Origin of the sequence: Bradyrhizobium sp. SHOUNA76 (assembly GCF_023006445.1) — a bacterium.
Lineage (GTDB): Bacteria > Pseudomonadota > Alphaproteobacteria > Rhizobiales > Xanthobacteraceae > Bradyrhizobium.
The window spans coordinates 34,023-47,557 of the sequence record NZ_JALBHA010000015.1 but is presented as its reverse complement, the minus strand read 5'-3'; the positions used below and the strand labels follow the sequence as shown (position 1 = coordinate 47,557).

The following is a 13,535-nucleotide window of genomic DNA, read 5'->3' as shown; positions in this document are numbered from 1 at the left end:
GCCATGATTGCCGCGATGCTGATCGTCGTCATGCTGCAGGTGCGCTCGTTCTCGACGATGGCGATGGTCGTCCTGACGGGACCGCTCGGCCTCGTCGGCGTCGTGCCGGCACTGCTCCTGTTCAACCAGCCGTTCGGGTTCAACGCGATCCTGGGCCTGATCGGACTGGCGGGCATCCTGATGCGCAACACGCTGATCCTGACCGAACAGATCAAGGAGAACCTTGCCGCCGGCCTTGACGACTATCACGCCGTCATCGAGGCCACGGTGCAACGCACGAGGCCGGTGATCCTCACCGCATTGGCCGCCGTGCTGGCCTTCATCCCGCTCACGCATTCCGTGTTCTGGGGGTCGATGGCCTACACGCTGATCGGCGGCACCGCGGTCGGAACGGTGCTGATCCTGCTGTTCCTTCCCGCGCTCTATGCCACCTGGTTCCGGATCAAGCCGACCGCAGATGGAACGCAAGCGGATACGGTGGAAGAAGCCGAAGCACGACCGGCATTGGCCGCCGAATAAAAAGGAAAGCGCGCCGTCCTTCGGCGCGCAAGAACACTGACCGCCTGAGTGCCGGAGATCACCTTGAGCAAGCTATTCACCCTTCTCTCGATTGTCTTTGCCGGCCTGGCTGGCGCAGACTACTTGAGCGTTGCACCGGCAGCCTCGACAAACGCCTACGGATACTGTCTTCAGGACCATTCCTCAGACATGAGGACATGCAGCTTCGACACCCTCGAGCAGTGCGTCGTCGTAATTTCCGGTCGCGGTGGGAGCTGCGCTCGCAGCCCCTACCCGGCCCGGGAAGCCGCGATGGCCGTGAACTGAACCAAGGCTGGCCGCTACACGTTCTGGCCGAGCGAGGCTTCCTCGAAGCGTAGCTCGGCTGATCGACCGCTCGCATCACGGGTCCGAACGTGTTGCCTTCCGGCAGGATCACGCTTTCCCCGGGGTGAGAATGCCGGAGATGCAATTTCCTGACTACCCTCGCAGGCGCGCACGTTACAGCTGGCGCTGTGTGGCTCGCGACCGCACGAACTGGCCTCGATCCCATCCCAGAAAAGATGGCCGTTGCACCCAGTCACTATTAATACTAAAGTGACCTACATTCAAAGACAATCCAGGGGAAACGAATGCGCAAGGTTGGGATACATAACTTTCCTGAAATCGATCGGGTCGTTTACGGCAAACCTGCAGCCGAGGCGTTGAATGACGAGGCAATGCGGCTGGAAGCCAAGCGCGTTTTCCTCTTGGTCAGCCGAACCTTGAATACCAAGACCGATGAGATCGAGAAGATCCGGAGTGCGCTCGGCAACAAGCATGTGGTGACCTTCGATGGAATTGCGCAGCACACGACCCGCAAGCAAGCCGCCGAGGTCGCGTGTCAAGCAAGAGACGCCCAAGCTGATCTGGTCGTAGCCGTCGGCGGCGGCTCTGCAGTCGACCTCGCGAAAATCGTCATCATGGCCATGGAGCACGATATTCGCGATGAAGCGGGTTTCGACCCGTTCGTTATGGGGCCTGGCGTGCCCTTCTCTCCATTCCGTGCGCCCAAGGTGCGGCAGATCGCAGTGCCGTCGACACTGAATGGCGGCGAGTACAATGCCGGTGCGCTCGTTACGGACGAACGCACAAAGCTGAAGCAGATATTCTTCCACCCGCAGATGTCACCCGTGGCAGTCATTCTTGATCCCGACCTCAGCCTTCATACGCCCATGAACCTGTGGATGGGATCCGGGACACGCTCGATGGATCACGGCATCGAAGCCCTGTGCTCGCCGGCAGGCACGCCATTGGCGGATGAAGTGGTCTTGGCGGGCATCCGTCTTTTGCGCGAGGGTATGCTACGCACCTTGCAGCACCCGGATGATTTGGAAGCGCGACGCCAGTCGCAACAAGGCTCATGGCTCGCCGCTTTCGGTCTGCAGGCACGCATTCCGATGGGGGCAAGCCACGGCATCGGACACGTGCTTGGCGGCACTTTCGATGTTCCTCACTATTATTGCACGCCCGTCATCATGCCGAGCCTTCTTCGGTACAACAAGGCTTTTACCGAGGATGCGCAGAAGCGCTTGGCGGCAGCCCTCGGCAGCCCTGATATGGAAGCTGGCGATGCCTTTGGCAGCTTCGTCAAAGCCCTCGGACTACCTACGCGTCTTGCCGACGTTGGCGTCCGCGAAGACAAGTTCGAGAAGATCAGCAAGATTGCGATCAATCATCGCTTCGTTCAGGCCAATCCGCGGCCGTTCAAGAGCGAAGCCGATATCATCGATCTGCTGCGAATGGCCGCTTAACTGAATCGTTCTCGCGATAGGGCTGAAGTGCGTGCGATCGGCAGAGGGGCGGCTTGCGTCAATTTGATGCAAGCCCTTTGCAGATGTCGATCTCGCGTGTCTTCGAGCCACTTCTATCAATAGACGGAGTGAAGATGACTGCTCTCGCTGATTTGTTTCCCGGATTTGAGTCGGTGTATGCCAAAACAAGTTCGGGGCGCATTTTTGCGCGCGTTGGCGGTAAAGGTCCGCCGCTTCTCTTGTTGCATGGATTTCCTCAAACCCATGTGATGTGGCATCATCTGGCTCCGGCACTCGCCGAGCGGTTTTCGCTCGTGATCGCTGACCTTCCGGGATACGGCGCGTCGGACGTTCCCAGGACCGACGCAGACCATACTCCTTACACGAAGCGGGCAATGGCCCGAGCGATGGTCGAGCTGATGGAAAGTCTCGGCCACTCTCGTTTCTCCCTAGTTGGCCATGACCGGGGAGGACGTGTCGGCTATCGTTTGACGCTCGATCATCCCGAACGCCTTTCGCGAGCTGTCGTCCTCGACATACTGCCTACTTACAATTACTGGACGAATCTAAGCCGTCTTTCGGCGCTTCGCATCTATCACTGGACGTTTCTCGCTCAGCCTCATCCTTTACCCGAGACGCTGATCTCGCGAGACCCGGACGGATACTTCGGCCCCGTGTTCGCGGAGGGTTTCGATTCCCGGGCCGTAGCACACTATCTCAACGCGTTGCGCGATCCCGAACGCGTGCATGGCCTTTGCGAAGACTACCGCGCCGGCGCCTATGCAGACTTCGACCATGACAAAAGCGATCTTGATGCCGGGAGGAAGATTACGACGCCCCTCCATGTTATCTGGGGAAGCCGCGGCATCGCCGCTTCGGGCGCCCAGCCGCTGATCGTCTGGAAACATTGGGCACCGCAGGTCACGGGAGAAGCCGTCGAGGCTGGGCACTTCATGTGCGAGGAAGCTCCAGATGCCACGCAGCGAGCTATCCTGAAGTTCCTCGCCGGCTGATCAGCCAACTGGCAGCAGCGCCGACTGCCGAAGATCGGCGATACGAGGGTATCCATCGACGGCCATCAGCAAGTCCGCCTCGGCCAAGATGCATCGCAACACGTGAACGATACCCTCGACGCCGTCGAGCGCGAGGCCGTAGGCGTATGGCCGGCCGATGCCGACGGCCGTCGCGCCCAACGCCAAAGCTTTGACAACATCCGTGCCTGAGCGAATGCCCGAGTCGAAAAGAACGGGCGTGTTGCCGGAGGCCCTGACGATGCCGGGCAGCAGGTCCACCGCCGCGATGCCGCTGTTTGCCTGGCGGCCGCCGTGGTTCGAGCAGTAAATGCCATCGACGCCAGCGTCGATGGCACGTCGCGCGTCATCAGGATGACAAATGCCTTTCACGATCAACGGCAGTTTCGTCAACGAGCGCAACCACGGAAGATCATCCCAGGTCAGCGGATGTCCGAAGATCGTCCCCCACTTCATGATTGCAGCCGGAACATCGTTCTCAGGCGGCTTTGCGAGACTGCCGCGAAATACTGGGTCAGAGAAATAGTTGGCGAGGGCGTGCCCGCGGAGCTGAGGGAAATTTGCCTGATTGAGATCGCGCGGACGCCACCCGGTCACCCACGTATCCAAGGTCACAACGATCCCCTTGAAGCCGGCCGCCTCCGCCCGGTGGACCAAGCTCTCGGCAAGCGCACGATCGGTGGGCGTATACAGCTGGAAAAAGCCCGGCGTCTCACCGAACTCCAAAGCAACCTCTTCGAGCGGAGCGTTGCTAAAGGTTGATGCAATCATCGGCACGCCAAGCTTGCGTGCGGCCATTGCCGTTGCAATATCACCCTGTCCATCCTGCGCGCACAAACCAATGACGCCAATCGGGCACAGAAACAGGGGTGTCGGGAGTCGCATTCCGAAGAGATTGATCGATATGTCCCGCTTGGCAGCGCCGACGAACGCGCGTGGGATCAATCCCCAGCGTTCAAATGCAGATACGTTGATATCTTGGGTATGCTCATTCCCGCAGCCGCCTGCCACGTAGGATACGACCCCCGGCGGCATTGCGGCGTGGGCCCGTAACTCGAGTTCGCGAAAGTCGACCGGAAGCTTAGGTAGCACCCCGTTCAAGCCCGAACGATAGATTTCGAACTGATAGTCGCCGTAATTGACCAACCCAACCTCCCAAGGCCGTGTCATCCTGCAGAACGCAGCCGCGGATTCTCTCGTGCCCGACGCGCCTCATACGCCTTTACATGTGCATAGGCGGTACTGAGGAGGACCGGGGCCTCGCCTCCCGCGACGCGACCGAGCAGATCGCCGAGAATATGATCGCCCTCGGTCGGTGCTCCTCGCTCGATATCGCGTACCATGGAGGCCATCAGTGGAGAGCCCGGCGTTGTGAGAATGGAACGAACGCGCTCGATATAGGCCGGACGTGGTCCAAACCCCTGCTTGGCCGCGATTGCGCTGGCTTCGTCAAGCAACCCGATCACCACGTCGGACGCGCCGGCAGCTACGATGTCCCCCATCGAGGCGCGCATCAAGCAGGTCGCGCCGGCGATGGTGGCGATCATCACCCACTTCTCCCACATGGCCTGCAGAATGTCGTCGCTGAGTTCGGCGTCAAAACCGGCACCCGACAAAGCACCGACGATCTCGGCGCGACGTTCAGATCGCGTCCTGTTCTGTTCGCCAAAGCTCAGCGTGTGCAGATCCGTCATGTGCAAAATCTCGCCCTCGGCCGAAAGCGACGCTGAGATGGCACACTGGCCGCCGAACACGTTCTGTTCACCGAACCGGGCGTTCAGCACGTCGAGATGACGCATGCCATTCAACAGAGGTATGATGACGGAGTTCTTGCCCACCGCCGGAGCAAACGACTCCATCGCGCCGTCAAGATCGTAGGCTTTGCAGCTCACAATGATGAGATCATACGGACCATTCAGCCGTTCGGACGTGACGGTCGGAGGTGATGCCAGGTGCAGATCGCCAACCTTGCTCTTGACCACCAGCCCGCCCTTCGCGAGCGCTTCCGCACGCTTGGGTCGCACCAGGAACGTGACGTTGCGCCCTGCTGCCAGAAGCCTCGCGCCGAAATATCCGCCCAGAGCGCCGGCTCCGATTACCAGTATCCGCAAGATTCATCTCCTCTTTGATGTCCAAGATCTTCGTCCCGTGCCGAAGGCACGACCTGGCGTCCGGCTCCGCAGCGCAATAGTGGCGCCTCAGTGACCGTCGCCTTGCAGACAGGCGCGCCTAGTCCGCGGTGCTGACAAGCTTCCCAAAGGGGATCCAGCTTTTCCCGTCGAAGCTCTCGAGCTGGAGCGAGGTCCACGCCTGATTATTGTTCTCGCCGGTATTGATGGCGCTGCCGGGGAGCGCCATCGAAGGTGAGAAGTTCCTCAAGTTCAGTGCCTGCTTCATGATGTTTTCGCGCGTCAGGTCATCGCCGCACTGCCTGAGAATCTTCTCGAGTATTTCGCCTTGGACGACACCGGCAATGTAGAGCGTCTCTGCTACATCGCCGCCTGGAACGTATTTGGCCAGAAACGCACGATAGCTTTTTACCCCAGGATCGTGCTCCCATGTCGGATCCATCGGATCCTTCAGGAACGTGCTGGATACCACCCCCTTGGCATTGTCGAGGCCTGCCGCCGCAAGCGTACCCGCTACGGAGGTGGTTGAATTGATAATGAGCGTCAGAGGGTTCCAGCCGATTTCGCGGATTTTACGGAGAGCCTGCGCCGTGAACTTCGGCGACCCCGCGATAAAGAACGCTTCCGCTCCCGAGCTCTTGAGCGACACGACCTGAGAATCGACGGTCGGATCGGTCGCCTCGTAGGGTTTGGTCACGACCAGCTTGCCGAAATCGTCCTTCATGTAGGAGCGGAAAGCGCCGACAAAATCCTTCCCGAGATCATCGTTCTGGTAGAGGATGGCGATGCGCGAGCCCGGCATCTTTTCGGTTATGAATTTCGCATACACCCTACCCTCGGTATCGTAGCTCGGCAGCCCGGTCGTGGTGTAACGATACTCGGCATGGTTGGTGAATTTGTTCGCGCCTGAAAGAACGAAGAGGTGCGGCACCTTTCTGGAGTTGGCGTATTTCACGTTCGCAGAAATGCTTGCCGTCCCAAGCGGGCTGAACAAAAATGCGACCTCCTCGCTTTCCACCAGCTTGCGGGTCTGTTCGACAGATTTGCTCGGCGAGTAGGCATCGTCGAGTGCAATCAGCTTGATCTTGCGGCCGTTAACTCCTCCTTTGTCATTGATAAACTCGACATAGCCCATCAATGCCTTGCCTAAATTGCCGTAGGCCGAGGCAGGACCACTGAAAGGAAACGTCGCGCCGACCTTGATCTCCGTTGCGGTAACCCCGACTGGATCCTCGGCCGCGGCCTTCTGCGCAAAGGACACCGGCGCGATTGCAAGCATCAGCGTCGCGAGCACGACTCTTTTCTTCCACATCGATACTTTCCCCACAATGAGACGCTCTCGGCGTCAATGGCGTTTCCATTCCGCCCCCGCATCTGACGGCGGGGTTGCGCACGTATTAAGATCGGCTTTGACTCGTCCTTGCTGTCTTCCAACAATCATGTTCGGCAGCCCCCCCGCGCGAAAACCTCGCGGCAGGCGCGCTTCAGTCCCTGTAGCGCGCACCCTTCGCATCCAGCGCGCGACGATAAGCCTCGAATGAATCTTGCCCAAAGGAGGCTTTCTCGTCGAAGCCCTTTGCAACCTCGCTCTGCATCTGGCGCGTCGTACGATGCAAAATCTCTTCCGACAACGGCCGCCAGCTCTTGCCGAACGTTGCAGCCGCGAGTTGCACTTCGCATGCGCGTTGCAGGACCGTCATGCGGAACAGTGCCTCGGCGGCAGTCCTCCCACACGTCAGAAGACCATGATGCCTCAGGATCATGTAGTTCTTGTTGCCGAGCGATTTTACGAGACGCTCGCGCTCGCCGAGATCCGTCGAAATGCCCTCGAAATCGTGATACGCAATTTGCCCATAGAGCATCGCGCCGTAAAAGGTGTGATGCGAGAGTCCGTCTTCCGTGCACGCAACAGCAACACCGGCCGTCGTATGCGTGTGGGCAATGAAATGAGCGTCATCGCGCGCGGCATGAACCGAGGAATGGATCGTGAAGCCTGGCGCGTTGACGCGCCCCGGAAGGTCCACAACTTTGTGCCCGTCAAGATCGATTTTGATGAGATTGGAGGCCGTGACTTCGTTGTACGCCAACCCAAACGAATTGATCAGAAAGTGCTTATCAGGACCCGGCACGCGGGCCGTGATGTGATTGTAGATGTGCTCGCACCAGCCTAGATCGAAAAAGATATGATAGAGGGCAGCGAGGTCCTCGCGGACCAGCCGCTCTTCGGCGGCCACGGCATTTCGGCTGATGTCTCCAGATGAAGTTTGGATGTTCATGCGATCCCTCCAAGGCCCTTTGTCGTTGGCCGGCACCTCAGTTGAGCAGATCCGGCTGTTCTTTTACGATCTTCGAGTACAAGGTCTGGAATTGAAACCACCCTGTCCTGGACGAACCGAGGATAGCGAAAGCCTGTTTGGCAGATTGTTCGGGAATGATCTTGAGAGCTTGGCCGGTTCTCGCCGCCGCCGCCTCGGCAAGTAGTTGAACCTGGCACGACCGCTCCATCGTGATGAACCACCAGACCGCCTCATCCACGCTCTGTCCGACGGTCAAAAGTCCATGGTTCTGCAAGATAGCCGCCTTGTGCGACCCCAGCGCCTGGGCGATTTGCTGGCCTTCGTCCACTTCGACCGCCACGCCACCGTAGTCTTCGTACAGGGCATGATCGTTGTAGAAAGCGCAGGCGTCCTGCGTAATCGGCTCCAGCTTCCGAGCCAGCGTTGAGAACGCCCGGCCATACGTGGAGTGCGAATGCGCCGCACCGATCGAATCTGGACGAGCCGCATGAACGCTTGCGTGAATCGCGAAAGCTGCGGCATTGACGGGATGGTTGCCCTCGACGACCTCGCCCTTGTGATTGACCCGAATGAGATCCGACGCCTTGATCAAACCGAAGCTCATCCCGAAGCCGTTGACCCAGAACGTGTCCGTGAACTCGGGGTCACGCACGGTGATGTGGCCCGCGACACCCTCATCGAATCCGAACTTCGCAAAGAGCCTCAGTCCGGCAGCCAGCCGTTCCTTTCTGTGCTGCCTCTCTTCAGCCAAGGACTTGAAGACAGGAGGCTGTGGCAGCCCCGCACCGATCTTGGTTACGGCTCCAGCATGTTGATCCTGTAGGTGATGTTGGTTCATCGCTTTTCCTTCGTATTCAGTATGCCGCGTAAGGGGCCGCGGCACAGTGACGGAGATTGTTCGACGCCGCGCTGATAAGAGTTCAGGTTCAGCTATGGAATGTCCGCTGCTGCCGCTAAGCTGGCAGCAAGCAGCGAAAAGACAATTGAAATCGATTGTGGATCGTTGAACTGCGCTCAGCGGCTGGTGATGCCGATCTATCGTCAGCGCGACGTCTCAGGCCGGAAGGCCTCGACCTCGATGTATCAACACTCGCAGACTGGTCGTCGCAGCGGCAACTCTGATGCCGCTGGTCGACGCAATTCGGAGCCATGCTGGGACATCAGATGGCTGCGTCCCGAGATACGGATATCCCAGCGCGTCGTGTAGTTCGAGGCGGGGGCCAAGAGTTGGTCTTAAGTCGAGCCAAGATTCGTCGCTGAAATTTCTTCCCGCGTGTGGCTCGCCAGTAGCGAGCTCCATCGATGGACGACCGCTGCAAATGTCAGACTTCTACTGCCACCCCGGCAGAGCTCCGGGGGGCGTGTTGGTCAGGGAGCGTCGATTGAACGCAACTGGAAGGTCGGCGTCTGGCCCTTCTTGGAGGGATCCATGAGATAGCCGATCTGGCCTTCCACGACCCAAAGCATATTGCCGACGCGCGCGACTCCTGTTGGTCCAGCGAATTCTTTGATCGTGTCAATTTCGGCCCGGTCCCCGACGATCGTGACCCTCGAAAGCGGACCGGCACCCTCCACCATCACGAACCCGGTCTTGTCTGCCCGAAGACCGTCCGGAAACTTGATCGGGCGTGATGTCTCAAGCTTCGTGACCGCGCCGGCGACTCCCGATTTGGCTTCGATGCGGAAGAGTTCGCCGCTTTGGAAGGTGTTGACGTACAAGGCTCCATCCTGTCCGAAGGCAATCCCATCAAGGCCACCCTTCAGCTTGTCGTCTTGGACCCAGATATCAAGCTCGGAAGACCCCTTCTTCAAGCGAAGGATCTGTGGCTGCAGGGTATTCGTGACGTATAGCGCGCCGTCCGGCCCAATCGCGAGATCGTTACAGATCGAGGGTTTCGCGGGCAATTGGGCGCTGATTTTTCCCTCTCCGGTCTTGAGATCAAATCCCTTGACGAACGAGCCCTCGATCGTGTTGGGACCTTTGACGCCGAGCGGGGTGGCATCGTTCGAACAGACCCAAAGAAGGCCTGATTTCTCGTCGGCGAGAACGCCGAATGTCGATCGCGTATCGAATGTCCCGGGCTTGATCCAGGCTTCGGCCTCGGAGGCGCCGGGCTTTGCGCGCGCAATCCCGCCGTTAGTCAGGCTGCTGACGAAGAGCGTTCCATCCGTTGTCGCTGCCAGGCTTTCGGGAAACGGGGAGCCAGATGGAATCGCGATCTGCGATCGAGCCTCATTTGCAAATGAGGCCCCGGCTATGCTCACCATCGCTGCGACGGCCATTCGGGCGAGGTTTTGAAACAAGTCGGTATTCTTAACTGACATGCGCTCCTCCGAGTTAGCGTGTATGGTCGACGTTCACTTCTGAGGGGTCTTGAGCCACGCTTCCCCCAGGATTGCCGGCTCGCGTGGCGGAAGATAAGTCAAGCCCGCTGCCCGGCCCAATTCCGCCACTGTTCCTGTAGCCTGCAAATCAGTCAGCACTTTATTGACGTCATTGAGCAGAGCAGGCTCGCTCGTGAGGCCGACATAACCGCGATTGGCGCCGACGGGAAGCTCTCGGGCCGGCCGCGTCATGCCATCCGCTAACGAGAGTTGACGAACCGGCTCGTGAAGTCGGTAAAGGGCGGGTCGTCCATCGATGCGCCTGAGAAGCGTGACTGAAAAGACGAGCTTCTCCTTGGAAATCGTCCAGTTCGACCGCGCCCGGCCGTAGTCCTCATAAAGACTGTGATCGTTGTAGAAGGCGCAGCCTTTTTTCGACGGCGCCCATAAAGGTCTAAATTGCGCTATGGAGCGTCGCTTGCTTCCGCTAAGCTGGCCAACAGACAGCAGGAACACAACTGAATTCGATTGCGGATCGTTGAATCAGGCTCACGACAAAATGTCGAATGCACCATCACCTCTCCCCCCCTTGGCAAGCCTGCGCGCATTCGAAGCTCTTGCACGCTCAGGCAGCGTGAAACTTGCTTCCGAAAGTCTGAACCTCACGCCGTCCGCGATCACGCATCAAATTCGCACGCTCGAAGCGCACTTCGGGATTCAACTGGTTCAGCGCAACGGCCGGAACATCGAACTCACTGAAAACGGGGCGATCTATGCCAGTGCCGTCCTGAGCGCCTTCAACGAATTGTTTCGCGCAAGCGACCTCTTGGAGGATAGAAAGCGGGGTCCTATCGTCCGGGTTAGCGTAACCCCTACGTTCGCGATGCTTGCTGCGCTCCCTCACCTTGAGAGATTCCGCATCGATAATCCGGGGCTTGATTTGAGACTGGAGGCCAAGAATACACTGGCCGATTTCGAGAGAGACAACATCGATGCCGCGGTCCAATTCGGCGAGCCGCCCTTCGGCAGCCTGACCTATCACAGGCTGCTCAGGTCGCGCGCTGCCCCATGCGCGGACCTGAAGCTATTGGATCGCTTCGCCCCAATTCAGCACCCGGAAGACTTGACGAAGCTGCCATTGATAAAGGTCGCCACGGCGCCAGAACTCTGGCCAAGATGGTTCGAGGAGTACGAACCACAGGTCGCCACTAAGGAACCGGACCTGGTCGGCGACAGCCTTTTGACGGCCATACAGATGGCCAGGTCATCGATGGGCGTCGTGCTGGCGCCTTTTCCCCTGATCGCTCCGCTGGTCAGCAGCGGCGCCCTGACAGTCATGGCACAATGGGGCTCGAAAAGCATGGCGCTGAGGGACTTCTACTTCACCCACCGGGGGGTCGACGGCTCGTCTGAGAAGATCAAGGCCGTCCACAAATGGCTGAAGGTGGTGGCCAAGGCCTTGGAGACTGATTCAAGGAAGTTGGGCGTTTAAACAATCGAGGTTCTTGAGCGAGTTCTGTCCAACTCCGCTATCCGGCGTATTGCACAGTGCCGAGTTCGCTGGCTCCGCAACACAGGCCTTGTGGGTCTTCTTCACGGCAGATGCTTGGATTTTTCGCGCTTCTGCGGCCTCTTCGCATTCGGGCGCTTGGTCCGCGTCGAGAATTTACGCGGCACTTTCGCGATTCCGAGGACCTGCCGCTGGTTGCCCAGAACATACTCGCGAGCCACGCTCATTATTTCCGATGAGAATCCCGGATGATTCACCGCCCGGGCCAACAGCAAGGCACCCACGATCTCGGATACGATGGCAATCGCTTCTCGCTTCGACGGGCCGTTCACGTCCTCCGACAGGAGGTCAATGATCTCCCTCAAGCCGCTTGAAAACGTCCTTTTGATGCCAACACCGGCTCGCGAGGCCTCGGCACCGAGCGAGGGAAGCGCGCAACCGCCCGCGGCATCGTTACGCTGCCGATCCGTGAGGTAGTAGTCGACGATGCTCGAAAGCAGTTCGTCCCGACTTGAGCGATCCGCCAGCTTCCGCCATTGCTCCACCGATCCGTCCATGGCCCGGGCGAAAGCTCTTTCGATCAGATCACGACGAGATTTGAAATGGAGATAGAAGCCGCCGTGCGTCAGACCGGCAGACTTCATGAGCCCGGCGACCTTGATGCTTTCGATCCCCCGCTCGCGAATGCGCGCCGAAGCGCACTCAACGATACGGGCCGACGTTCCGGCTCCATGACCTTTCTCGTACCGCATAATGTCTCGCCATCAACGAGCGATTGGCCGATCGAAATACGCGACCACATCCCCGCGCCCCGTGTGCGGCCCTCTGCTGGTCCAATCGCCACTCCGGCTCACCGTAATTCAACCCAGTGCAGCCCAACACGGCAAAGCTGCTGCCACGCCTATTCAACAATGAATTACGCACCTCCGGCTCTGGATGATAAGCATCATCCAGAATTCACGAGGACCTGGCAATGACAAGGACTGCTGCGCCTTCGCCCGATCGCCCCGGTGCTCCGGTGCAGATGGGCCAGAACTTTGGGTCGAACGAGGTCCGCAAGCGGGTGGTTCGAGCCAACGGACTGGAGTTTCCAGTCCTCGAAGTCGGCGACGGCCCGCTGGTGCTATGCTTGCACGGCTTTCCCGATCATTCGCAAAGCTGGGTTCACGTCCTAGGCCGTCTCGCGCAGGAGGGATATCGGGCCGTTGCTCCGGCGCTGCGCGGATTTTGGGCCGGTGGCGCCGCACCCGACGGATCCTACCGTGCCGCTGCCATCGGACAGGACGTCCTCGCCCTCATCGAAGCTTTGGGCGTCGAGCAGGCTTACGTCATCGGTCACGATTTTGGGGCACGGGCGGCCTATTCCGCGGCAAGTCTCGATGCGTCGCGGATCCGCAAGCTTGTAGGGCTGGCGGTCCCCTATGGGAAAGGCTTGTCGCAGGCGTTCGTCGCCGACGGAGATCAACAGCGACGAAGCTGGTACATGTTCTTCTTCCACACGCGTTTTGCCGAACCGGCCGTTCAGCTCAACGACTTCGCTTTCCTCGATCGACTTTGGCGGGAGTGGTCGCCCGGCTACACGATGCCGGCTTCGGATCGCATGGCGCTGATCGAAACGTTCAGACAACCCGGAGTCGTGCCCCAGACGCTCGCCTACTACAGGCAATTGTTTACCCCGCCACCCGAAGTGGAAGCGCAGGCCCTCGAAGCTCGCGCGAACGGCCCGATTGCCGTCCCAACTCTTTATCTACACGGGGAGGAGGACGGCTGCATGTCAGCGCGGCTCAGCGACGACATGGCTGCAGCGTTCACGAAAGGCTTCGAACGCGTCGTGATGCCCGGCGTCGGCCATTTCCTGCATCTCGAGAAGCCCGAGGCGGTTTTGAGCCGCATTTTGCCTTTCCTCAAGAGCTGATGGCAAGGCGCCGCGCGGCCCGCCTTTCCGTTCAAAC

Annotated in this window: 14 protein-coding genes; 6 read left to right on the top strand and 8 right to left on the bottom strand. The window is 59.4% G+C overall.

The genetic code is table 11. The annotated features are described in order from the left end of the window. The 4 genes from MOV74_RS04235 to MOV74_RS04220 form a co-directional block, all read left to right on the top strand. Positions 1–519: efflux RND transporter permease subunit (locus tag MOV74_RS04235; RefSeq protein WP_246918209.1), on the top strand; the 519-nt coding region annotated here is incomplete at its 5' end. Positions 520–567: 48 nt separating this feature from the next. After that, positions 568–825 (top strand): DUF3551 domain-containing protein, encoded by a 258-nt coding sequence (locus MOV74_RS04230; protein WP_246918206.1) that lies wholly within the window; start codon positions 568–570, stop codon positions 823–825. A 305-nt stretch (positions 826–1,130) separates the two neighbouring features. Further along, entirely contained in the window at positions 1,131–2,291 is a 1,161-nt protein-coding gene (locus tag MOV74_RS04225) for an iron-containing alcohol dehydrogenase (protein WP_246918204.1), read from the top strand. A gap of 134 nt (positions 2,292–2,425) precedes the next feature. Continuing rightward, positions 2,426–3,304 carry an alpha/beta fold hydrolase gene (locus MOV74_RS04220; protein WP_246918210.1) on the top strand — a complete coding sequence of 293 codons (879 nt, stop codon included), beginning with the start codon at positions 2,426–2,428 and terminating at the stop codon, positions 3,302–3,304. Here MOV74_RS04220 and MOV74_RS04215 read toward each other — a convergent pair whose 3' ends face one another. The 7 genes from MOV74_RS04215 to MOV74_RS41235 form a co-directional block, all read right to left on the bottom strand. Then, on the bottom strand, positions 3,305–4,468 hold the full coding sequence (locus tag MOV74_RS04215; RefSeq protein WP_246918202.1) for a lactate 2-monooxygenase: 1,164 nt from the start codon (positions 4,466–4,468) through the stop codon (positions 3,305–3,307). It abuts the gene before it with no gap. Between the two features lie 20 nt (positions 4,469–4,488). Further along, the gene (locus MOV74_RS04210) at positions 4,489–5,433 is read right to left on the bottom strand and encodes a ketopantoate reductase family protein (protein ID WP_246918200.1); all 945 of its coding nucleotides are present in this window, start codon (positions 5,431–5,433) and stop codon (positions 4,489–4,491) included. A gap of 118 nt (positions 5,434–5,551) precedes the next feature. Continuing rightward, positions 5,552–6,763, bottom strand: a complete 1,212-nt coding sequence (locus MOV74_RS04205; RefSeq protein ID WP_246918199.1) for an ABC transporter substrate-binding protein — start codon at positions 6,761–6,763, stop codon at positions 5,552–5,554. Positions 6,764–6,935: 172 nt separating this feature from the next. Next, on the bottom strand, positions 6,936–7,727 hold the full coding sequence (locus MOV74_RS04200) for a class II aldolase/adducin family protein (RefSeq protein WP_246918198.1): 792 nt from the start codon (positions 7,725–7,727) through the stop codon (positions 6,936–6,938). A gap of 37 nt (positions 7,728–7,764) precedes the next feature. Further along, positions 7,765–8,586 carry a class II aldolase/adducin family protein gene (locus tag MOV74_RS04195; protein ID WP_246918197.1) on the bottom strand — a complete coding sequence of 274 codons (822 nt, stop codon included), beginning with the start codon at positions 8,584–8,586 and terminating at the stop codon, positions 7,765–7,767. A gap of 530 nt (positions 8,587–9,116) precedes the next feature. Further along, entirely contained in the window at positions 9,117–10,073 is a 957-nt protein-coding gene (locus MOV74_RS04190; protein WP_246918196.1) for a hypothetical protein, read from the bottom strand. Positions 10,074–10,106: 33 nt separating this feature from the next. Continuing rightward, entirely contained in the window at positions 10,107–10,589 is a 483-nt protein-coding gene (locus MOV74_RS41235; protein ID WP_404979112.1) for a hypothetical protein, read from the bottom strand. Positions 10,590–10,632: 43 nt separating this feature from the next. Here MOV74_RS41235 and MOV74_RS04180 point away from each other — a divergent pair, with 43 nt between their 5' ends. Beyond that, the gene (locus MOV74_RS04180) at positions 10,633–11,565 is read left to right on the top strand and encodes a LysR substrate-binding domain-containing protein (protein ID WP_246918194.1); all 933 of its coding nucleotides are present in this window, start codon (positions 10,633–10,635) and stop codon (positions 11,563–11,565) included. Between the two features lie 101 nt (positions 11,566–11,666). Here the strand turns inward: MOV74_RS04180 and MOV74_RS04175 are convergent, their stop codons facing one another. Then, positions 11,667–12,335 carry a TetR/AcrR family transcriptional regulator gene (locus MOV74_RS04175; protein ID WP_246918193.1) on the bottom strand — a complete coding sequence of 223 codons (669 nt, stop codon included), beginning with the start codon at positions 12,333–12,335 and terminating at the stop codon, positions 11,667–11,669. A gap of 221 nt (positions 12,336–12,556) precedes the next feature. Between MOV74_RS04175 and MOV74_RS04170 the strand changes: the two genes are divergently transcribed. Beyond that, positions 12,557–13,498, top strand: a complete 942-nt coding sequence (locus MOV74_RS04170; RefSeq protein ID WP_246918192.1) for an alpha/beta fold hydrolase — start codon at positions 12,557–12,559, stop codon at positions 13,496–13,498. Positions 13,499–13,535: the final 37 nt, after the last annotated feature.